At 36.3% G+C, this 23,064-nt stretch carries 16 protein-coding genes; 7 read left to right on the forward strand and 9 right to left on the reverse strand.

All coding sequences use genetic code 11. The features are described 5' to 3' along the window. Positions 1-354: 354 nt before the first annotated feature. The 7 genes from F6K27_RS12685 to F6K27_RS12715 form a co-directional block, all read right to left on the reverse strand. Positions 355-609, reverse strand: coding sequence for a hypothetical protein (locus F6K27_RS12685; protein ID WP_287276494.1), 255 nt, complete (start codon positions 607-609; stop codon positions 355-357). 57 nt (positions 610-666) lie between these two features. Beyond that, on the reverse strand, positions 667-765 hold the full coding sequence (locus tag F6K27_RS12690) for a DUF2283 domain-containing protein (RefSeq protein ID WP_287240632.1): 99 nt from the start codon (positions 763-765) through the stop codon (positions 667-669). Positions 766-1,264: 499 nt separating this feature from the next. Next, complete coding sequence (locus F6K27_RS12695) at positions 1,265-1,441, reverse strand: hypothetical protein (RefSeq protein WP_287300874.1); 177 nt, start codon at positions 1,439-1,441, stop codon at positions 1,265-1,267. Between the two features lie 40 nt (positions 1,442-1,481). After that, the gene (locus tag F6K27_RS12700) at positions 1,482-2,219 is read right to left on the reverse strand and encodes a TspO/MBR family protein (RefSeq protein WP_287276495.1); all 738 of its coding nucleotides are present in this window, start codon (positions 2,217-2,219) and stop codon (positions 1,482-1,484) included. A 510-nt stretch (positions 2,220-2,729) separates the two neighbouring features. Beyond that, positions 2,730-7,004 carry a GAF domain-containing protein gene (locus F6K27_RS12705; RefSeq protein WP_287276496.1) on the reverse strand — a complete coding sequence of 1,425 codons (4,275 nt, stop codon included), beginning with the start codon at positions 7,002-7,004 and terminating at the stop codon, positions 2,730-2,732. 332 nt (positions 7,005-7,336) lie between these two features. Next, entirely contained in the window at positions 7,337-7,459 is a 123-nt protein-coding gene (locus tag F6K27_RS12710; RefSeq protein WP_287276497.1) for a hypothetical protein, read from the reverse strand. 1,269 nt (positions 7,460-8,728) lie between these two features. Beyond that, entirely contained in the window at positions 8,729-13,237 is a 4,509-nt protein-coding gene (locus F6K27_RS12715; RefSeq protein ID WP_287300875.1) for a S8 family serine peptidase, read from the reverse strand. A gap of 921 nt (positions 13,238-14,158) precedes the next feature. On the opposite strand from F6K27_RS12715, the gene F6K27_RS12720 reads away from it, so the two are divergent. Then, positions 14,159-15,640, forward strand: a complete 1,482-nt coding sequence (locus F6K27_RS12720; protein ID WP_287276500.1) for a dolichyl-phosphate-mannose--protein mannosyltransferase — start codon at positions 14,159-14,161, stop codon at positions 15,638-15,640. Beyond that, positions 15,619-15,783, forward strand: coding sequence for a hypothetical protein (locus tag F6K27_RS12725; protein WP_287276502.1), 165 nt, complete (start codon positions 15,619-15,621; stop codon positions 15,781-15,783). Before F6K27_RS12720 ends, F6K27_RS12725 begins: the two co-directional genes overlap by 22 nt. A 382-nt stretch (positions 15,784-16,165) precedes the next feature. Here the strand turns inward: F6K27_RS12725 and trmB are convergent, their stop codons facing one another. Continuing rightward, complete coding sequence (gene trmB / locus F6K27_RS12730; protein WP_287276503.1) at positions 16,166-16,816, reverse strand: tRNA (guanosine(46)-N7)-methyltransferase TrmB; 651 nt, start codon at positions 16,814-16,816, stop codon at positions 16,166-16,168. Between the two features lie 631 nt (positions 16,817-17,447). On the opposite strand from trmB, the gene F6K27_RS12735 reads away from it, so the two are divergent. Continuing rightward, the gene (locus F6K27_RS12735) at positions 17,448-18,086 is read left to right on the forward strand and encodes a bifunctional 2-polyprenyl-6-hydroxyphenol methylase/3-demethylubiquinol 3-O-methyltransferase UbiG (RefSeq protein ID WP_287276505.1); all 639 of its coding nucleotides are present in this window, start codon (positions 17,448-17,450) and stop codon (positions 18,084-18,086) included. 96 nt (positions 18,087-18,182) lie between these two features. Further along, positions 18,183-18,923, forward strand: coding sequence for an FkbM family methyltransferase (locus tag F6K27_RS12740; protein WP_287276507.1), 741 nt, complete (start codon positions 18,183-18,185; stop codon positions 18,921-18,923). A gap of 1,108 nt (positions 18,924-20,031) precedes the next feature. Here F6K27_RS12740 and csaB read toward each other — a convergent pair. Then, on the reverse strand, positions 20,032-21,069 hold the full coding sequence (gene csaB / locus F6K27_RS12745) for a polysaccharide pyruvyl transferase CsaB (RefSeq protein ID WP_287276509.1): 1,038 nt from the start codon (positions 21,067-21,069) through the stop codon (positions 20,032-20,034). A gap of 78 nt (positions 21,070-21,147) precedes the next feature. Here csaB and F6K27_RS12750 point away from each other — a divergent pair, with 78 nt between their 5' ends. From F6K27_RS12750 to F6K27_RS12760, 3 genes are all read left to right on the forward strand, one after another. Further along, positions 21,148-21,465 (forward strand): DUF2499 domain-containing protein, encoded by a 318-nt coding sequence (locus tag F6K27_RS12750; RefSeq protein WP_287276510.1) that lies wholly within the window; start codon positions 21,148-21,150, stop codon positions 21,463-21,465. Between the two features lie 765 nt (positions 21,466-22,230). Continuing rightward, the gene (locus F6K27_RS12755; RefSeq protein ID WP_287276511.1) at positions 22,231-22,554 is read left to right on the forward strand and encodes a DUF3593 domain-containing protein; all 324 of its coding nucleotides are present in this window, start codon (positions 22,231-22,233) and stop codon (positions 22,552-22,554) included. 324 nt (positions 22,555-22,878) lie between these two features. Continuing rightward, entirely contained in the window at positions 22,879-23,055 is a 177-nt protein-coding gene (locus F6K27_RS12760) for a hypothetical protein (RefSeq protein ID WP_287276512.1), read from the forward strand. Positions 23,056-23,064 lie beyond the last annotated feature (9 nt).

Genomic DNA, 23,064 nt, shown 5'->3' on the forward strand with positions numbered 1-23,064 from the left:
TGTTGCATGAAAGTATATAGCTGCCGCACTTGCTTGTGCATATCTACAACAATAACGCGCTGAAACTGCTGTAACTATTGGACAATAGATAAATAGAACATCAATCTTGGAAATAAAAAGGCTGAAACCTTTACAGGTAAAAGTTTTGAAAATTGAGCGGTCAGCCCTAACTATTGGACAATAGTAAATAGAACATCAATAATCACGAAACAGAGCGATCGCTCTTATTGCAGAACAATAACTATTGGACAATAGTAAATAGAACATCAATAACCGCCAAACAGAGCAATTAAGCTACGCAATGGATGTTAAGAACGCTACTTTCATGCAACAAAGCCTAAGTTTTGGTAAAAGTCACTCTCTTTCACCTCGGCGATCGCTAATTTCGACCTCAACTTCATCCCAAGTTAGTAACTTAGGTTGTTTGGCAAGTGCTTGAGAACGAATTTGCCATAATTTTTTACCCATTTCCGTTTTAGGTTGATAAATATTTTCCTGATTTATATCCAGATTTTGTCTATAAAATTGTTCGACCAAATCTAATACTTCCTGCTGTTTTTCCACAGGTAAACTCCGCCACTTATCTAACAAAACTTGTTCTCTATTCATTTTTCATAAATTATTAATTTTCAAATTGTAGAATATTCAAAATTCAGTTATCAGTTATCAGTTATCAGTTATCAGTACCTCCTCCGACTCAATAATTTGAGATTCATCAAGGCGAAAATATAAAGCATCAATTTGCTGATCAATTTTTAACTTCATAATTACCGAATAATTAATAATACTAAATTTCACGCATTATTGCTACATCTCTTTGACAGTATGGAGTAGGGAGTAGGGTGAAAAGAGATAATATATCTTTGTTTAATATCGATAATCGTTATAAACATTACTAAACGATTATTATTACTTAATAACTGAAGTTCATCGAAAGTATAGCATTAATGCATGGAAATTGGTATAATTATATCATGTCCGCTGGTATCGTTTGTGTAAACCCAAGGGTGAATATCTACAGGAAATTTAAGTTTTTTATTGCCCTTAAGTATTCTTGCCTGTTCCCTGTTCCCTGTTCCCTGTTCCCTGTTCCCTGTTCCCTACCTTTGCTATACAATACCGATGCTACCGGACATGATATTATTAATTATTAATTCAGGTTAAAATCCTCCCCTTTTCAGGGGAAAAAAGAAAAAAATTTTTCCTTTTAGTCAATCCTCTTCTTTTCAAGGAGAGGTAATAATTAATAATTAATAATTAATTATTAATTGTTGAATCCTACCTCCTCGCTCATTCCCATTTCTCCCCTCCTGGGAGGGGGAGGGGCGAGGGGTGGGTTGTCTCCTGTCTCCTGTCTCCTGTCTCCTGTCTCCTGTCTCCCCCTCCTGGTAGCTAGGGGTGGGTTGTCTCCTACCCCTACTAAAAGACTAGTGAAGCGCAAACCCTATTTATAACTATTCAACCGGAGATGATATAATTGTCTATTTAAGTGGATATAGTGGTTCTTTTCCATTCAATTGCCAAATCCTAAATACTAATATAGCCGCCACAGTTAACCATACACAAGAAGGGGCTAAAATCATTCCTGCTGTGGGATTAATTTGCCAGTAAAATATAGTAACTATTAAAGCAGATAACCAAGGACCTAAAATTACGACGGGAACAGCAGCACCTAACCTACGTTCTACAGTAAATATTGTATTCCAAGTATCTCCTAAAGCAAGATGTACTGCAAAAGTTATTAAAGGAAGCACTAAAAATTGTTGGTTGATCTCCTGCCAAACTAATAACGAAGAGATAACTCGTAAGACTGCAATTGTCATCCATACTATGGGAAAAGCTAAAGGTGGAGGTGCCCATTTAGGTCTGACTATACTATCATAAGTCTGACGAGAACGAGTATTATTTAATGGGGAAAAAATTCGCGAACGAATACTTAATAAGGTAAAAAACATTCCTACAAGTACGGTATTTAACCAATTAGGAAAAGAAGAATAATTATTAACTAAAGTCACCAATTTTTCCATTCCCCAGAAAGCTAGAAGAATAATTCCTATTTGTACAATAGTTCCTAATTTATACATTAAAAGTGCTTTGATATCTAGCTCTTTTGTAGAAACTATTTGTTTGGGGATGGATTGATTTTTCGACTCAGTTTTTACCCCCATTACTGTATTGACAAACTGTTCGACTGTTCCACCATCATTTGATTGAGTCATAATCAGAATATTCAGAAAACTATTAACTTTATTTTCATAGGACTTACGCAAAAGACGAAATTATACACCATTTGTAGGGGTTGGCTATGTACGGGTTAACGGCCGTTAACCCCTACTTTATGTGGTGGTTATGCGTAATTCCTGTCTCATCTAAAATCTGATTATACAGTAATATCATGTCCGGTTGAGTAATTAGATTTTGCTGGAAGGAAGGCAGCTATGCTGTTTGCGTAGCATTCGGTAGGAAAGGTTTTTTTCTCATTGCCACCTTATTTTATACACGCTCCGATGCTACTAGAAATGATATAATTGCTAAGTTATACCAAATTGAAATGAAACTGCTATAGAATAATATTTCAAGTATAATTGACCGCCGGTAAGCGTAGATAAATATAGATCAATTTAATGAATTTCATCATTGTATGCAACCTCATATAAAACTGGTATTAGTTCATTTGAATATAGATACTTTATTGAATACGAATTTAAAAATTCATGCTATTCAAATCCTTATATTTCTCCTGACTCCTGACTTCTGACTCCTGACTCCTGATTAATTGGAATTTGAATAATAAATTCAGTTCCTTGACCTAGTTGAGAATTACAGAATATTTGACCTCTATGTTTTTGTACTATAATTTCATAACTAATAGAAAGCCCTAAACCAGTTCCTTTTCCTACCTCTTTAGTAGTAAAAAACAGGTCAAATATTTTATCTTTTGCCTCTTGAGTAATTCCCAAACCATTATCATAAATTTTAATTAAAACTGTGTCTGGATTATCTTGATTAATTTCTGTAGTAATCGTAATAGTAGGAATAAAAAGTTGATCTGTTTCCAGTTTTTCTTCTAATGCATCGATAGCATTACTAAGCAGGTTCATAAATACCTGATTAATTGGAGCTGCATAACACGGAACTAAAGGTAAATCCCCATAATTTTTAACAATTGTAATCTGAGGAAGTTCTGATTTAAGTTTCAATCTATGTTGCAAAATTAACAGGGTACTATCAATTCCTGTATGGATATCTACTTCTTTCCTTTTAGACTCATCAAGGCGAGAAAATGTTCTTAATGATAATACTAATTGACGAATTCTTTCAGCTCCCATTTTCATAGAATTTATCATCTTAGGCAAATCTTTAATAATAAACTCCAAGTCAATATCTTCTGAAAAATCTTTAATTTCTGGAACAGGGTCAAGATAATGTTGATGATATAATTTCATCAAAGTGAGCAAACTTTGTGCATACTCATCGACATGAATTAGATTGCCAAAAATAAAATTTACAGGATTATTAATTTCATGGGCAATTCCTGCTACTAACTGCCCTAAACTAGCCATTTTTTCAGCCTGAATCATCTGCAGTTGAGTTTGTTTTAACTCCCGCAGAGTTTTTGTTAATTCTTCAGTTTGGGTACGGGTTTTTTCCAGTAATTCAGCTTGTTGTAAAGCAATACCTAACTGCACTCCCACCTGTGCTAGCAAATTAATTTCTTCATCTTGCCAATAACGAGGGCTAGAATTTTGATAAGCAACCAGTAACCCCCAAAGTTTTTCTCCCTGCAAAATTGGCACAAAAGTTTCATTTCTGGGAAGTTTACTGGCATTAGTCAGTTTACTGATTACAGGATTAATTGCTAAAGGAGTCTGAATAATAGGGGTCCATTCATCAATCATCGAATCTGCCACAAACTCCCCACTCCAGTTTGGGTAAAAACGATAAATAGCGACTCTCTCAACTTCTAGTAACTGTCGTACCTCTTGAGTAGTCGTCTGAAAAATTGTATTAATATCCAGAGATTGCCTAATTCTATCAATGGTAATTGACAGTCCCTTTTGTCGTTCTGTGGCTTTTTCCAATTCTGCTGCTTGAGCTTGAACTTGTTTGAAATACTGAGCTTGTTGTAGTGCGACTCCCAACTGACCGCCAATTTGAGCCAATAATTCTACCTCTGCTGCTTCCCACTCACGAGGAGCCGAATTTTGATAAGCTGCCAGCAAACCCCAAAGTTTTTCTCCCTGATAAATAGCTACGATAGCATAAGCTCTTGCTTGATAAAACTCTAATACCTCAATGTAACAGTCACTAAAACCTGCATTATAAATATCGTTGCAGATACAATAAACTTTTTGGGCAAAATTTTCGCCTTTGTTTTCTTGCAAATAGGTATCATTCACATAATTTGGCAAATCTCTAATGGAGCATAGATTAACATTTGCGGAGATTTTGGAATTTTCCGTTTGCTCCTGTATTAACTTCTCCCAACCCTCAGCTACTGATTCAGCGACAAACTCCCCACTCCAATCAGCATGAAAGCGGTAGATAATAACTCTGTCTGCATCCAGTAATTTTTGTACTTGTTGGGTAGTTGTTTGAAAAATTGTCTCAAGATCAAGAGACCGACGAATTTTATCAACAATTGCAGCCAGAGTTTTTTGGCGTTCTGCTGATTTTTCCATTGCTGCAGCTCTTGCTGCTAGTTGTACTGACTGCTCCTGAACCTTCTGAACATACTGAGCTTGTTGTAGAGCTACCCCTAACTGAGTTCCTATTTGAACTAGCAACTCAACTTCATCCTTTTGCCAATCACGGGGACTAGAATTTTGATAAGCTGCCAGCAAACCCCAAAGTTTTTCTCCCAGATAAATCGCAATAATCCCATAAGACCTGGCTTGATAAGACTCTAATACCTCAATGTAACAGTCACTAAAACCTGCATTATAGATATCGTTGCAGATACGATAAACTAATCCTTTATTAAAAGGCCCGCCATTAGTTTCCTGCAAATAGGTATCAGTATGGGGATTTGCCAAATTTTGGACGGAACATCTACTAACATTTTTGTTGATTTCGGGATTTTCCTTTTGCTCCTGTATTAAACAATTCCAACCTTTAGCTACTGACTCAGCAACAAACTCCCCACTCCAATCAGCACGAAAGCGGTAGATAGTAACTCTGTCTGCATCCAGTAATTTTTGTACTTGTTGGGTAGTTGTTTGAAAAATTGTCTTAAGATCAAAAGACCGACGAATTTTATCAACAATTGCTACTAGAGTTTTTTGCCTTTCTGCTGATTTTTCCTGCTCTGCTGCTTTTGCTAGTTGTACCGACTGCTCCTGAACTTTCTGAAAATACTCAGCTTGTTGGAGAGCAACTCCCAACTGAGCAGCTATTTGAGCTAGCAAGTCTACTTCATCCTTTTGCCAATGACGAGGAGCAGCATTTTGAAAAGTTGCCAGCAAACCCCAAAGTTTTTCTCCAGGTAAAATTGGCACAAGTGCATAAGCTCTGGCTTCAAATTGTTCTAAAAGTTGAACATAACACTGATCATGACCCACCTGATAAATATCGTCAACGGCGAAAGTTTCATTGTTTGCATACCGCCCCCCCTGATTTTGTTCTAAAAAAGTATCTTTAATTATGGGCTGAACTCCCACTAGGGGAGTCCATCTTTCTGCAAAAGATTCGGCAACAAATTCCCCACTAAAGTCAGGTAAAAACTTATATATTACTACTCGATCTGCTTGCAGCAGTTTTCTGACTTCTTGGGTGGCAGTGGCAAAAATTGTCTCAATTTCTAGGGATAGGCGAATTTTGTCGAATAAATTACCTACAATTTTCTGGCGTTCGGCTAACTTTTCTTTTTCTTTACTTATAGCTAGTTGTGCTGCCTGTTTTTCAACTTGTCTGAGAGCATCATCTTGTTGTAGCGCTACACCAAAATGATCGGCTATTTGTTGGACAAATTCTATTTCGTAGTCTTGCCAATGACGAGGCCCACTGCATTGATGAATGCACAGCAAACCCCAAAGTTCGGGTAACATTTCTGTATCTGCACCTTTGAGTAGAGGCACAACTAGATTGGCGCGCACTTGAAATCGCCCCAAAATTTCTGCATGGCAATCACTTAATCCTGCTTGATAAATGTCTGCCACTGCTTGTATTCTACCTTCTTGATAATGAACAGCGAATTGTTCCCCAAAACAGTGGTCATATACTTTAACTGCTAATGCTGAATTCCACTCTAATCCTACATCTTCAGAAACAAATTCTCCTTCCCAGTCTCTTTCTGGATAAAAACGAAACACTCCCACGCGGTCAGCTTTGAGTAGTTGACGTACTTCTGTGGCAGTAATCTTAAAAATTTCTTCTAAATCTAGTGGACTACGAATTCTCTTGATTACTCTAGCTAAGGCTTTTTGTTGTTGTACTTGGTAATGTGCTGCTTCTAGAAGGTCTGTATTTTTGATTACTACTCCTAGATTTTGAGCCATTTTATGAGCAAGTTCAATCTCCACATCTTGCCATTGCCGAGGTCTGCTACATTGATGTATACAAAGTAATCCCCACAGTTCAGATTGAGTTAATGTTGTAGCATTTTTGGTGTTATCTACTTTGAGTATGGGAACTACCAAATGAGCTTGTACCTGAAACTCTTGGCAAATTTTGCCCTCTGATTCACTTAATGTTGCTTGCTCAATATCCGTTATAGTCTCAATGTATCCTTCTTTATTGTATGCAGCTAATTCTTTCCCAAAAAGCCAATGTTTTACCCTCACCCCTAAAATGGAATTCCAATCATCTGCTACATCTTCACAAATAAATTCTCCTTGCCAATTTAACTGAGGATAGAAGCGAAGCAATGCTACTCGGTCTGCATTGATTAACTGTCGTATTTCTGTAATCGTAATTTTGAAAATAGTTTCTCGCTCTAGGGATGTTGGAATACGAGCGATCGCTGTTGCTAATTTTTTTTTATATTCTTGATTTTCTACAGACATAATTTATTGATTTTTATTAAAAATTTTATAGATAATGTTTCAGAGCGAGTATCGTTAATATTTGTACCTCATATACCACTGAATCTTTTGTATCTCTACCTCCCGAGCAAACCTCTATGAATTATAGACACTATCTTAATGATTTAGTTATGATGAATCTACATTTTTTGTAGACAATAATTTTAATTTTATTTAACAATTTTTTATATATAATTGTATGATATAATTTAATAACTGTCAATAGTGTAAGCATCTTGCTCGCACTATTGACAATTACAGGACTTTTGAGGATAGTGAGGTATAGCTTAATACTAATGTCTATTACCTATTCCCTAAATTTTTTGGTAGTCCTGCATGGGTTTTGGTGAAGATATATATTTTTTAATTTCTCCCATACTCCCCTCCACGGTCGGGGTTAGGGGTGGGTCCCCATCTCCCCACACTCTCTCTACCATTACTATGCACCACCACCAATTTTTTATTGTGGGTATTCAAACAGACATGAGATCAAATCCAGTAGCATTGGTATAATGATATCAGATCAAATCCGTTTAATTAGACATAAAAAAAATCTTCAATCGTCATAACTACGCTCATCTTTGTGATTCTCTCTCCTCCTGACTCGGTCCTCCCCCTCCTGGGTTGGGTTAGGGGTGGGTTGACTCCTCAAGACTTAACCAATCTATAACTGTTTAACCGGATTTGATATCATTTCCGCTGGGGCGCGTTTGTGTAAAACCAAGGGTGAATATCTACAGGAAATTTACGTTTTTTCAAGCTTTTCAGCCTTCTTCCCTCTTGCTTCTTGCTTCTTGCTTACCTTATTTGATATCATTTCCGCTGGGGCGCGTTTGTGTAAAACCAAGGGTGAATATCTACAGGAAATTTACGTTTTTTTCAAGCTTTTCAGCCTTCTTGCCTCTTCCTTCTTCCTTACCTTCACGCTTACAATACCGATGCTACCAGACATGATATGAGATAATTAATTAGGAGTCAGTCCTCCGGAGTCAAGAGGGAAAATAATTTAGAAAGATTTGCGCTCTGGCGCTCAGATGAAACATTTTTTTTCCGAATTAAGCGGATTTGATATGATATTAGAACGGGAGCAAGATGCTCCCACTAGCTATACCATTACAATGCACTACTACCTAAAATTGTAGGGGGCAAACGGCCGTTTACCCCCACAGACGATAGAAATTATATTACTCACCAAGTCAAGGTTGAGACCACGGACTCAGTTACAGTGCTTTTCATTTAAGTAGACTACAAAATTCTTTTGGTGCGCGGGAGTAGGCAGTAGGCAGTAGAGAGCAGACAGTAGGATAATGCTTTTGCCACTGTAGTCTATCTATTTGAAAACCGCTATAATTTATATCTATAGAACCCCTGAGCGTGTCTTTGGACGCGGTATGTGCTTTTGGCTTCCGTCCTCAGCCTGAGGAAGTTGTGGAAATTCAGGAACGAGAATGGGGAAAAAGCGGATGAGACCCCGCGTCGCCCAATAGCAGACCTGGTAGCTTCCCTTGCAGGTAGAAAAATACTCTCATCTCCCCATCTCCCCATCTCCTTCTCTATTTTTAAATAGATCCGTTTAGGGGTTCTATATGACTTACGTACCTCAAGGTATTTCCGTCATTGGGACCGAAAGGGTTTGCGGAGCAGTCCGGAACGGAAAGCAATCTCAAGTCCTAGTTTTTCGTACCTCATGCGTAAGTCCTGATCTATTAAAAAGACCATAAAAAGTCTTGACCTGTACCTGGTCGATACCAGAGAATATCAGAGAAGAGATTGCCGTTAAAGTCTCCAGCTACTGGGGTGTAAGTTCCGTTAACTCTAAACCTATTGCTGTCAAAAGTACCGTCGGAATTGAAAGACCATAAAAAGTCTTGACCTGTACCTGGTCGATACCACAGAACATCTGTGGTACCACTAGCATCAAAGTCTCCAGCTACTGGGGTGTAAGTACCATTAACTCTAAACCTATTGCTGTCAAAAGTACCGTCGGAATTGAAAGACCATAAAAAGTCTTGACCTGTACCTGGTCGATACCACAGAATATCTGTGGTACCACTAGCATCAAAGTCTCCAGCTACTGGGGTGTAAGTACCATTAACTCTAAACCTATTGCTGTCAAAAGTACCGTCGGAATTGAAAGACCATAAAAAGTCTTGACCTGTACCTGGTCGATACCACAGAATATCTGTGGTACCACTAGCATCAAAGTCTCCAGCTACTGGAGTGTAAGTACCATTGACGGTGAAAGGACTGCTGGTACAATTTCCATCCTTATCAAAGAACCAGATGAAATCCTGGCCTGACCCTGGTCGATACCAGAGAATATCTGAGGTGGAATCACCGTTAAAATCTCCAACTATCGGCGTGTAAGTACCATTGACCGTGAAGCGACTGCTCTCAAAAGAGCCGTCAGAGTTGAAGAACCAAATGAAATCCTGGCCTGGTCCTGGTCGATACCAGAGAATATCAGTATTGTTGTCTCCATTAAAGTCACCTGCAATGGGTTCATATACCCCATTAATTCTGACTGGGGTGCTTGTGTAAGATGGTTCTGATGACGTTGTAGATATCGATATCGTTTCGGTATCTATATTATTGAATTCGTCAGTCTCCGCAACAGCATCAAAACTGTCAACGAGCATACCAATCTGATAATCTGCGTCCTCATCCCAAGAAAAACCGTCTATAGTAGGTAGGGAAAAACTTTCACTTAGCACTCCACTATTACTGTTTCCTGGCAAACTTTCTATCCAGGTAAAACCAAGCAGATAGTCTTCCTGTGGATCGATATTACCATCCTCGGATAAGAAGAAGTCTACCCAGAAACCAGTAGCATCATCGCTGCCAGTATTGTCTACAGAAAAGTCAATATCAATAGAATCACCAGGACTAACTTGTTGCGGAGTTACTTCAAAGACATCACTAGATAGATCGATTTGGTTTTCAAAGGTAGAGAGAATTAGTTCGAGGTTAATATTACCAAAGTCACCATTGAATCCATCCACTGCTATGTTGTAGGTTTCACCTTCAACTACATCAAAGAGAATCTCGCTCTGGAGACCATAATTTACACTATCATCATTACTGTCAACCTCAGTTAAGTTAGAGAGGGAAGAACCTGTATACGCTGCTAGTATTGTATCAAAATCACTACCGCCAGTATTGACGGTTAAAGTACCATCATTAGGAGCTGTCCAACTCCACCACAGGGATGCACCGCCATCATTTCCTGCATGAAGAGGTTCTTCTAACTCTACAGTTGCGTTCTCATTGGTAGCTGTTTCATTAATCTGTGAACCGCTTAAAGAAATCCTGTCAGCAAAATCATCGTTTGCTAGGGTATCAGCCTCCAAAAACAAAGCCAACTCAACATTACCTGCTGCTTCACTAAATCCATCCACTGCAATTTGATAGTTAGTTCCTGCTACTGCTTGGAAAGCAATTTGGCTTTGCAAACCACTACTATCGTCATTGCTAGCAATCTCAGTTAAGTTGGAGACTGATGAACCTGTGTAGGCGGCTAAAATGGTGTCGAAATCGCTGCCAAAGGTATCAATAGTTACTAATCCTGAACTTGGTGCTGTCCAATTCCACCATAGGGAATGACCACCAGAAATTCCAGCATGATCAGGTTCTCCCGATTCTATGGAAGCGTTGATGCTACTGGTAGTTGCGTTATCAGAAGTACCACTGAGGGTAGCACTGTTGGCAAAATCATCGTTAGATATCTCTGATGTTGCTAGGTCTAAATCTAAAACAATATTACCCTCAGAACCAGAAAATCCATCAACTGCAATTTTATAATTTGTTCCTCCAACAACGTCAAAAGTTACCTGACTTTGTAATCCCTCACCACCATCATCGTCACTGGCAACTTCAGTCAGGTTTGACACAGAAGAACCTGTATAAACCCCTAATATCGTGTTAAAGTCACTGCCATCAGTTCCAATAGTGACTGTACCAGATGAAGGTGCTGTCCAATTCCACCAAACAGAACTACCCCCAGGGTTTCCAGCATGATCTGGTTCTCCCGATTCTATGGTGGCATTAATATTGTTGCCAGTAGTGCTAGCAGATGAACCACTGAGAGAAATACTGTTAGAGAAGTTATCGTTTTCTACATCTGTTGTTTCCAGTGAAAGGTCGATAGCAATATTGCCTGTAGCTCCTAAAAATCCATCTACTGCAAAATGATATGTGGTTCCCTCTACTGCATCAAAGACAACTTCACTTTGAGTACCACCTCCACTGTCGTCGTTACTATCAACTTCAGTCAGGTTTGACACCGAAGCACCTGTATAGGCAGCCAATACAGTATCAAAGTCGCTACCGAAAGTATTAACTGTCACTTCCCCAGAAGTAGGAGCTGTCCAACTCCACCAAACAGAATTACCACCTCCAAGACCAGCGTGATTTGGTTCTCCAGACTGTTCAGTAGTATCAATGTTTGAACCAAAGTCGCTGTCTGATGTACCAAATAGGATTTCGCTATCTAGGAAATTATCGTTGTCAGGTCGAGAAGATTCTATCTCTAATGCAGCACCTAGATTAAGTCTGGGTTTAGTAATTCCGTTGCGGTGGTCTGTAATGGGGTCGCCAGAATTAAGCATCCGTTGCAGAATTTGGTCGGGACTTTCATCAGGGAAGGCTTCACTTAAGACCGCAACTGCTCCAGCAACGTGGGGTGCTGCCATTGAAGTTCCAGTATACCTTTCTAATCCTCCTGCAGTAATCCAGGCTCCAGGCGCAAGTATATCTAGAAATTGGGAACTATTAGAAAAAATGGCGACTCGATCTACTTCACCAATATCATTTCCCCAAGTACCTACGGAGTCATAGGTCGCGCCAACGGATACCGCACTTTCAAAAGCTGCAGGGGATGAAATTCCATCTGTGTAGTATTCATTTCCAGAGGCAACAATACTGAGAATACCTGCTGATTTGGCTTCAGTAATGGCTTGGCCTAGAGCAGATTCATTATCTGCTCGCGGATCTGTAAATTTTTGGTCGTTACCAAGACTCATATTGATGGCTTCAATATTGTAAGTGTTTCTGTTTTCGATTACCCAGTCGAAGGCAGAGATTAGGTACTGGTCATAATAGAAACCACCTTCAAAAACGTCTAGTGCTGCAATATTGGTCCCAGGTGCAACTCCAGCAACAATAGCACTAACATTCGTTCCATGGCCATCGTCATCATCTTGACCATCATCAGGGGCAAAGTCTTGAGCTACTACCACTCGATCCTGAAGTCCTGGAGCATTTGGATCGGCTCCTGAATCTAGAACAGCTACAGTTGTACCTTCCCCAGTATATCCTTCTGCTTCTGCTTCAGGTTGATCGATTATGGGTAGACTTTCTATTAAGGATTTTTCATAAACTTCAGGAACTGCTGCTCCTAAAACGTCATCATTTTCTAACAGTTCTAGCAGAGGTTCTTCTGACTCAAACCGGACAAAGGAAATTGGCAAATTACCATAATCATCTATAATTTCAAATCCTTCTGGTAAATCAGAGAATACCTCTTCTTTTAGTTCTGCCAGCAATTCTGCTTTGTATTCTAAGATTTCGTCGCTACCTGCCTCTAAACCTTCCTCCACCATTCGAGCTTCTACCAGTGCATCAATTTCACTGCTGTCTAATGAGACTAAAAGTTCTTGGGCCTCACCATTAGCGATCGCTTCTAACACCTCTGGCGATACTTTCTCTTCTGGTTCTAATGAAGCAATACTACTTGGTGTCTCTATGAACTTTCCTTCTGGTGGAATATTTATGACATCTGTTTCAGATTTTTCTCCATCATCATCTACAGATGTTTTCTCTTCTTTGGGTAAAGTAACATCAGTGGGTTTTTCTGATGAATTCTCAGAAGAATCTTCTGTGGGTAAACCTGTTAACAAATCGGCGTTTTCTGTTCCAAGGTCTTTTTTTAAATCCTCCTGTTCAAACCGACCTACAATTACTGGTTTCTCATCTGTAGAGCTTTGGTCAGTTGAATTTCTGAAGCCATCAAATGAATTGTCAAAATCGATATTACTTTTTAGTACAATACTATCAGTATCCTCTTCAACATTTAACAAAGAAAGTAACTTGATACCCTCATCAGAAGCTGAAAATTTATCTAAGGGAATATTAGGTTGTTCTCCGACAACAAAATTATAGTTGAGAGGAGATTCTAGTTCATTTAAAGGGCCATATAGTTCTGTTGTTTGTTCCATTTTCCTAAAAATTTAGTAATTGCTAATAGTTTGACTTTTATTTCTAGTTACTTCTAGATTCTGCAATGCCATACTATGGGTTAAATAGCTAGAATGAAGGTCAATGTATCACTTTAAACCGCAAAACTTACGATGAAATTAACTCCTAATATAGCACTATCTTCTTTGGCGTTTGACAATAAATCTGGGTTGTTTGTACAGCATTATGGTAGGAAAAGGCAACAGCTTTCTTATGGAAATAGGCATACAGAGGAATATCAAACGACTTAGAGGTTGTTTGTCAAGAATTATGAAGTGTTTTTACCCCTGAAAAATTGGGTATTTCAGCCTATAAAATCTGGTATAAATCACCAAGTTTTTACAGTTTAAAGCTCAATCATTGTACATTACAAAACTTTATAAACAGTCTCTTAATGCGTAGCGCTATATAAATTTACTTTTCATCTCCAAGCAAATTATCTTTGATTACGGAAAATCATAATTTTTGAATTCTAAATACCCTGAAATTTCAATTTTTTTACTTATTTTTATAATGAGGATAGATATCTAAAATACTGTTATTTATCTTTTTCTTTTGGGTTTAATACCTCACCGTCTACACAGTGTTTACAATTGGTTGGGGTTTGAGTCCCCATTCACTTTTTCCTTTTTCCTTTTTCCTTCTTCCTTCTTCCTTCTTCCTTCTTTAATGTGATTTTTATGATTACTTAATTTTTTTCAGTTGAGCAGGTATAAAAGTTATTAATATCTGAATCAAGAAAATTATTTTAGGGTTAGCTCACTGACAAATACTTGACATTTTCAGTAAAAGAATGTATCGTATTATTATTTTATACAACAACAGCCCTATTTGTTCGCACTTTAGGGCTGTTTTTTATGTCTTTATACTAAAATAAAAACACTCTAAAATTTATTCTATTTATGCAACTAATATCTCGTAAATTATCTAGATGGTTTATTGTTGGCATGGCGAGCATATTTATATTTTCAATCATGCTCAGATTCTGGCAAATAGGTCGTTTTAATACTCTCGTTTTTGACGAGGTTTATTATGCTAAATTTGCCAACAACTACTTAACTAAAACTGATTTTTTTAATGCCCACCCTCCACTTAGTCAATATATTATTGCTATTAGTATTTGGATAGGCTCTCATCTGCCCTTCGGACAAGAAATAGTCAATAATGAAACAGGTTCTACTTTAGCTCCTTGGACTTATCGATGGATAAATGCTTTAACTGGTTCATTTATTCCAGTAGTAGTAGGAGCGATCGCTTATCAATTAACTCGCCGTCAAAGTTATGGTTTTCTTGCTGCTTTACTCATTGCTTTAGATGGATTATTTTTAGTTGAATCTCGCTACGCTCTAAATAATATTTATCTAGTAATTTTCGGATTATTAGGTCAGTTATGTTTAATTATTGCTTTGCAAGATTGGCAATTGAAACAAAAAATTTGGTTGGCTTTAGCCGGAATAAATTTTGGTGCAAGTGCTGCGATAAAATGGAATGGTTTAGGATTTTTACTCAGTATTTATCTACTCTGGATATTTGCCTGGGTCATTGAATTTTTAGCCCCCCCAAAAAAGTCTAATTTTATATCTCCTTTGCGAAATTTAGCTCGACTAAATCTGCTGAAATTTACTTTAAACTTATTTTTTATTCCCATCATAACCTACAGTTTACTCTGGATTCCTCACATTATTCTCAATCCGAAATATGGATTTTGGGAAATGCAAAAACAAATTTTCAGCTATCATCAAAGAATTGGTAGTGGACCAGATACTCATCCTTATTGTGCTCAATGGTTTACTTGGCCATTGATGCTCAGACCTGTGGTTTATTTCTATAAAAATACAGGCTTATTAGATCAACCTGAACCTTCTTTACCACCATTACCTTCAGATATTGGAAATCCAAAAGTTAATCCGCTAATTTATGATGTTCATGCTATGGGAAATCCCGCTCTTTGGTGGTTATCAGCAGTAGCAATTTTATCTTTAGTGTTAATATTAATTAACTGCATCTGGGATTGGGAAAAAAAACGAAAAGCTAGACGTAATAAAATTTTCATTAAGCCAAAAGTGAAATTTATTCCTGCCTCAGAAATGTGGTTTTTACTATATTTATTATTAAATTGGTTTGCCAATTTTTTACCTTGGTCAAAAGTGACTCGTTGTACTTTTATCTATCATTATATGGGTGCTGCTGTGTTTGCTATTTTGGCACTTGCTTGGTGGCTTGATAAGTGGTTAAATAATAGACAAGTTCATCTCAGAGCAATAGGAGTTACAGTTATTTTTATCATTTTATTTGCTTTTGTTTTTTGGATGCCTATTTATTTGGGATTACCTATATCTCCGCAAAATTGGCAGATGAGGATGTGGTTTCGTTCTTGGATTTGAAGAAGAAAGAAGGAAGAAGCAAGAAGGAAGAAGGAAGAAGGAAGAAGGAGAAGGCAGAAGTTAACCCACCCCTAACCCCTCCCAGGAGAGGAAGTAGGGGATTTGAGCAAGGAACCAAAAATATTTCAAATATTTCGCTTTAAAAGGTGGAATTGCGCGACCCAATTAGAACGAAGTCAGAAGTCAGAAGTCAGAAGTCAGAAGTTATTTTTGTAACGGGGAATAGAATAGAAAAGTTTCCACCAATCATCTAGAAGTTCTATATTTTGATTTTTTACTCATCACCAAAAACCAGATATTCTATCCCTAATTTATTCCTATAACTTGAGATAATTTTAACCATAATTATCTTCTCATAAATTGAAGGTTAAATCTAACATCTACGACCTATCATCTGATACCATTTCACTTTAAGGATGTCAAAAATAGTTTCAAAGTCATAATGTCAAATAATCTGTTGAAACTATTGAAACGTCAAAGTTTTATACCTATTAAATCTTACTTTTAACTTTTAACTTTTGACTTTTAACTTCCGCGTAGCGGCACTACCTTCTCAAATAATGCTCTATACACAGGTTGATCTTTAGCTAAAGTAACAATTTCTCTTTCTGATAATACTGGCAAAATATTTTCAGTTAACCAATCATCAGAACTTCGAGAAAATGAACTATGAGCAGAGAAGCGTTTACACATTTCTTTTGCCACTTTCTCTACATCAGAATGGAGAAAAACTTTTCCTCCCACTGTTAAATGATTGGCTAAATCTTCGACTAATTTTGGTTGTACAACTCTGCGTATTTGATGACGTCTCTTAAACCAAGGATCGGGAAATAAAATTGAGACTCTTTGTAATATTCCCTCTGGGAAAGATTGTAATATTTTTTCCAGAGAAATATTGGCATTACAAAATAAATAGTGCAAATTATTAAAACCCTGTTCATTTAGCAAATTATTAGCCTCTATAACTAATGGTTCCCGAATTTCTAAACCGAGAAAATTCCATTCAGGTTCTGTCTGTGCTATCTGCCATAAAAATTTACCCCGACCACAACCAATATCTAAATGCAATGGTTTATTTAAATCAGAATAAATATTACTAAAATTTGGTAGAATTACTGACTCTTGATATTTATTAGAGAAAGGATTAACATGTTGTCTTACTCTGACTCTTGCCAAAATTTATACCTCTATTTTTGCGTTATGATTAAGGTTTGCGTATGGAAAGTCTTTTTGCCGGGGTAGGAGACAGGAGACAGGAGACAGGAGACAGGATAAATGGCAATGAGCGAGTAGGCAGGAGTAAAAGTAATTGTCCCTTGATTTCTCTGCCCAACTATGAGCCTAAAATACGCTCCTTTTTGAGCGTTTTAGACGTGATACCGAGTACTTTTTCCGACCCCAAAAAGGCACTTGTCTTTATATGTCAATACTTTTAGATTTAATCACCAAGCCCTAATTATACGATAATTATGTAAATTTTTACCACTAATTCAGATAGGGAGTAGTTCATTAATGGATAATGGATAATTGATAATTGATAATTACCTCTGGTTAAAACCGTTATGGAATTGAATATAAGGAAATATTATTTCTTCTCTTGTTCTATTGGATTGAGTAAAAATTGTAAGAATGATTTTTCTGCCATAGTCAGCCCAAAATACTAGCTTTTTGAGCGTTTTAAACTTAAACAGGTACAGTTTTTTCGACCTTAAAAATGCTCAACCCTTTATATATCAATACTTTAATAATTAATCAGCAAACCCTAATTATTAATTATTAATTATTAATTGTTGAATACCTATATATTATGAAACTAAATTCATCACAAATAAAAAAAATAGAGAACTTTCTAGAAAAAATTAAAAATGATACCTATCCCGAACCTCCAACCAAACTTCATAATCAAATAACTGAACAAATGTTTGATATATGTCTAAAGCAAATATTTTTACCACCAGCAGCCAAAATATTAGATATTGGTTGTGGTCAAGGTGTCGCTTTAGAGATATTTAAAAAACATGGTTTTTCACCAATTGGAATTACTCTAAATAGTCAAGATGTGGCTATTTGCCAACAAAAAGGTTATCAAGTTTATGAAATGGATCAATCTTTTTTAGAATTTGAAGATAACTATTTTGACTTTGTTTGGTGTAGACATTGTTTAGAACATAGTATTTTTCCATATTTTACTTTGCAGGAAATTTATAGAGTTATTAAACCCGAAGGTTATCTATATTTAGAAGTACCTGCTCCTGATACAAGTTGCCAACATCAAACTAATAAAAACCACTACAGTGTATTGGGAAAAACTATGTGGCTAGATTTAATTAAAAGAACAGGGTTTGAAACTTTACAAGTATTAGATATTCAATTTGATGTGCCTGCAGGTCCAGATATCTATTGGGCAATGATTCAGAGGAAAAATAGTTCGACTATAACTTCATAAAATTCTACCAAAATTATCAATATCCAATGGCAATCTAATTCTGAATAACAAGAAATAAAGCTCTCCCTAGATGCTCATAAATTTACTCAAAAATTGATGTTTGACTCTTTGCAAAAAGGGCGAGCTTATGAATCTGAAATCTTACAATTAATTGGGAAATTTCTACAAAATGGCGACTGTTTTATTGATATTGGCGCTCATATTGGATATTATTCTGTTTTAGCTGCAAAAATAGTAGGCATCGAAGGCAAAGTTTTTGCTTTTGAACCAGAATTATCAAATTATCAAAAAATCTTAGAGAATATTAGTCTCAACAATCTAAACAATATTAGCTTATTTAATCTTGCTGTTGGCTCAGAAACGAAACAAACACAACTATTTTTTAATCAAGATAACGATGGCGGTCATGCTTTGTGGGATGTCGGTAAACATCCATTCAATCAAAAAAGTTTGGATAATCAAACAATGCAAAATATTCAACAATCTACACTTGATGATATTTTGGATCGGCAAAAAGATATTGGTCAGATAAAGATGATTAAAATTGACACTGAAGGAGCAGAACTTGATGTAATTAAAGGAGCAGTAAATACATTTTATCAATATGATGTTCCCTATATTATTTGTGAAATTAATAGATTTGGATTACAACAAATGGGAACTAATGAAACAGAATTGAGAGAATTTATGGAATCCTTAAAATATGAAACTTATTTAATTACCTCAAACGAAATTAATCAGCTAGTTAAGTTACCTATCGGTAAGTCTTATCAAACATCCCATGTATTTAACGTTCTATTTACTAAACAAAATAAAATGATAAATCAAGAATCATAATTCAGACTTAAAAATGCACGACTTCTATCTACTTAGGGTTTGCTGAAAAAGTCTTATAAGTGAGGGGAGGAGTCAGGAGTCAGGAGAAATGGAAATTATAGAGGAGGTAGTCGGATATTTTGCCCATTGATTTTTCTGTACTTGTCTACCCAAAATGCTAACTTTTTGAGCATTATTAGACTGAAACAAGCGCACTTTTTTCGACCTAAAAAGGCTAAGAACTTTATCTGTAAATGCTTTGATATTTAATCAGTAAGCCCTACTTATTTTGGAAGTTTTTCCAGATTTTTGCAGTCCTGCAACCGTAATGGTATTACCTACTCCTTTTACCGAAAAATTAAGGTATAAAGCATCTCTATTCATGGATATAAAAGAAATTTTTTTCTTTTAGTAAATCCTCTTCTCTCTTCTTTATTAAGAAGAAGTAATTATTAATTAGTGTTTGCTGAAAAAGTCTTTTTGTGGAGGGTAGAAGCCAGGAGTCAGGAGTCAGAATGAATGGAAATTACAGAGAAGGCAGTCGAAAGAATTGTCGCTCAATTTTTCTGCCCTTGTCTACTCAAAATGTGAGTATTTTGGGCAATTCGGAGCTAAAAGCTGACACTTTTTTTACATACAACAAAAAGGCTAAAACTTTTATCTGTCAATACTTTGATATTTAATCAGCAAGCCCTAATTATTAGTAAGCATTCAGCTAGCTCGCGGTCAGCTCTTCGGTGCGGAATGCTGCGCAAACAGCTTTTTAATAAATGAAGCAAGCATTTACTTAACTTCTACGACATTTTTAAACAAAGAATTGAAGCACAAGAACAGCAAGCTTAAATTGTCCACTAAAATTAATAAAGCTGATAGCTGATAGCTGATATAGTATTTTCAAATGAGATGTAAATCTAGAACGTAATTTTTTCTAATAAAAAAATGCTGTATTGAGTACCTATTCCCTTTTATTTTTCATAATTTAATACTGTTTTTAATCCTTTACCATTGCCTATTGCCTATTGTCTATTCCCTTTTTAAGAGGATTTGATTTCCGCATCTCAAATAAAAACGCTATAGCTGATAGCTGACTGCTGAATGCTTACAATTATTAATTATTAATTATTAATTATTAATTATTAATTGAAGATAATACCTCTTGATGAATTAGCGATCGCTCTCTCAAAAAATCTATCCTTTCTGGAAACAAAGCATCTCCATTCGCATAATTTTCAATCCACATCTTACTAATTAAATTTGCATCTTCCGGCACTTCAGCTAACTCCCATCCAGGTATTTCTAACTCAGTCATTAACTGACTAACTTTCGGGTCGTAACTAATAGCAAAACAACGACATTCCTCCGCAGACCCCATAATTAAACTGTGGAAACGCATACCTATTACCATTTCCACACCCCGAAAAACTCCCTTCAAAACTCTAGGGTCTTCTATAGTTACAATCTTGCTATGATTTGGCAATTTTTGATGAATAGATTCAGCAATTTTTAAATCCTTTATCGGTTGAAAAGGCAACAACAAAATAAACGCTTTAGTTGCCTTTTGAAAAGAAACCAAAGCCTGAGTTAAAATTGCTAAACGTGCTGGAGTAAGTTGTGGGTGAGGTCTCAAACAAACCGCTACTCTAGGCGCAGGTAAATCCCAAAGACCAGGGACAGAGGAACTTTCCAAAGCCCAAACTGGGTCAGGAGCTAAGGTAAAAGGAATATCCCACTTGGCAACTATTTTTGCCGAATTGGCATCTCTGACACTAACCGCAGTACAACCCTTAAAACATTGCTTTGCCAAAAATTGGGTAGTTTGATGATGTAAAGGCCCAATTCCTTGCGCCCAGGCAATTGTTTTTAAGCCCATTTTTTGAGCAATTCCCATTAGTCCGGCATAATAAAAAGGACTGGCAATACTTGTAGCATCTTGAATCAGACTTCCACCCCCCCAGATAAATATATCGGAACGTTTCATTGCCTGGAGAATAGTAAAAGTATTGAGGCGATCGCCTGCTTCGACCTGATATTGTTTTTGAGTTTCGATGGGGTTGCCAGACAAAACATAAGGTTGAATATTATTGGGCAACATCTGCAACAAGGATGCTAATAATGCCTCATCTCCACTATTACCTTTTCCGTAGTAACCACACAAAATTGCTCGCATTTGCCTGAGTAGTTTATTCTTTTGATATAACCTTATATAACACCAAAGTTGATACTTAAATTTTCAGATTTTTTAGATATGCACGCTTTATCAGTTCCTACTTGGATTATTCATATTTCTAGCGTTATTGAATGGATAGCTGCCATCTGGTTTATTTCTCTCTATGGCAATGTCACTAATAACCGTGCCTGGTATGGTTTATCTTTTGCCATGTTACCTGCATTGGTCAGTGCGATGTGTGCCTGCACTTGGCATTATTTTGATAATGACCCAAATTTAGAATGGTTGGTTACTCTTCAAGCTTCAATGACTTTGTTGGGAAATTTTACTCTATTAGCTGCTGCTTGGTTGATATTTTCTAATAGTGAAAAGCAAGAAGAAAGTAGCGAGAGTTAATTTTTCGGTACGACACTTACTCTGGAGTAGAGGCTATCTTTTTTTGAAAAATTAAATCAACTCAGCAGTGAGATATTTTTCAGCGCTCCAGACAATATATCTATAACGTTATAGTTTCGAGTCTCTATATTCAGAGCATTTTGAATACTTAACTCCAGAGTACCGACTATCTTTTTTTGAAAAATTAAATCAACTCAGCAGTGAGATATTTTTCAGCGCTCCAGACTAATAATCTATAACGTTATAGTTTCGAGTATCTATATTCAGAGTATTTTGAATACTTAACTCCAGAGTACCGACTATCTTTTTTTGAAAAATTAAATCAACTCAGCAGTGAGATATTTTTCAGCGCTCCAGACTAATAATCTATAACGTTATAGTTTCGAGTATCTATATTCAGAGTATTTTGAATACTTAACTCCAGAGTACCGACTATCTTTTTTTGAAAAATTAAATCAACTCAGCAGTGAGATATTTTTCCGCACTCCAGACTAATAATCTATAACGTTATAGTTTCGAGTATCTATATTCAGAGTATTTTGAATACTTAACTCCAGAGTACCGACTATCTTTTTTTGAAAAATTAAATCAACTCAGCAGTGAGATATTTTTCCGCACTCCAGACAATATATCTATAACGTTATAGTTTCGAGTATCTATATTCAGAGTATCTTGAATACTGAATATAATGTATTTTGAATACAGAGCTTTAACTATGGACTACTAGCTACTTACTACAACAAAATTTTTTATACTCCTAAAAATATGATTTCTAAAGATACTCTATTTGCTCTTTCTCTATTTCCCTATTTAGGCTTTCTTTGGTTTCTCACTCGTTCAGGTAAAACACCCCGTTTAGCCTTAATTGGATTTTATGGAACTTTAGTATTTGTGGGCGTAACTATTCCCGCCGGAATTTATGCTAAACAAGTTTATAACGAAGCCTTAGCAAATATTGATTGGTTACATGGTAGTGCAGAAGTATTTTTAACACTATCTAATATTTTAGTAGTGCTAGGTTTTAGGGAAGCTCTTTTAAAGAAGGAAGAGGAAAGAAGGAAGAAGGAAGAAGGGAAAACTGATTTTTAAAGAAGGAAGAGGGAAGAAGAAAGAAGGAAGAAGGGAAAATTTGTTAGTAAATCTAATTATAAAGCAAAATTCAGGTAAATACCTAAGTTAAATAATTTCCTGAAATTACTGTAGTGGACTGTTTCATATAAAGTAGTTCGTTATAATTTTCATTGCATTAGCGCAGCTTTGCCATAGCAAACGATAGTGTTTTCGTAGCATTCCGTTAGGAAAGCAATCTCTTACCAATTTTCTTTTGACTTTTAACTTCCGTTGTCATATATCTCCTTACTTTGAACGATTTTTTGTTAGTAATTCTGGAAATAATCAACAAGGAAAAACTTTATGAATTCCCAAAATTATCGTCTAATTACTATTCCTATCAGCCATTACTCCGAAAAAGCTCCTTGGGCATTAGACAGACTAAATATTACTTACATAGAAGAACCCCATGTTCCTCTATTTCATCGATTTGCTACTCTAAAATATGATGGTAGTACTGTTCCGGTTTTAGCTACATAAAATCATCAT

Origin of the sequence: Okeania sp. SIO2F5 (assembly GCF_010692685.1) — a bacterium.
GTDB classification, from domain to species: domain Bacteria; phylum Cyanobacteriota; class Cyanobacteriia; order Cyanobacteriales; family Microcoleaceae; genus Okeania; species Okeania hirsuta.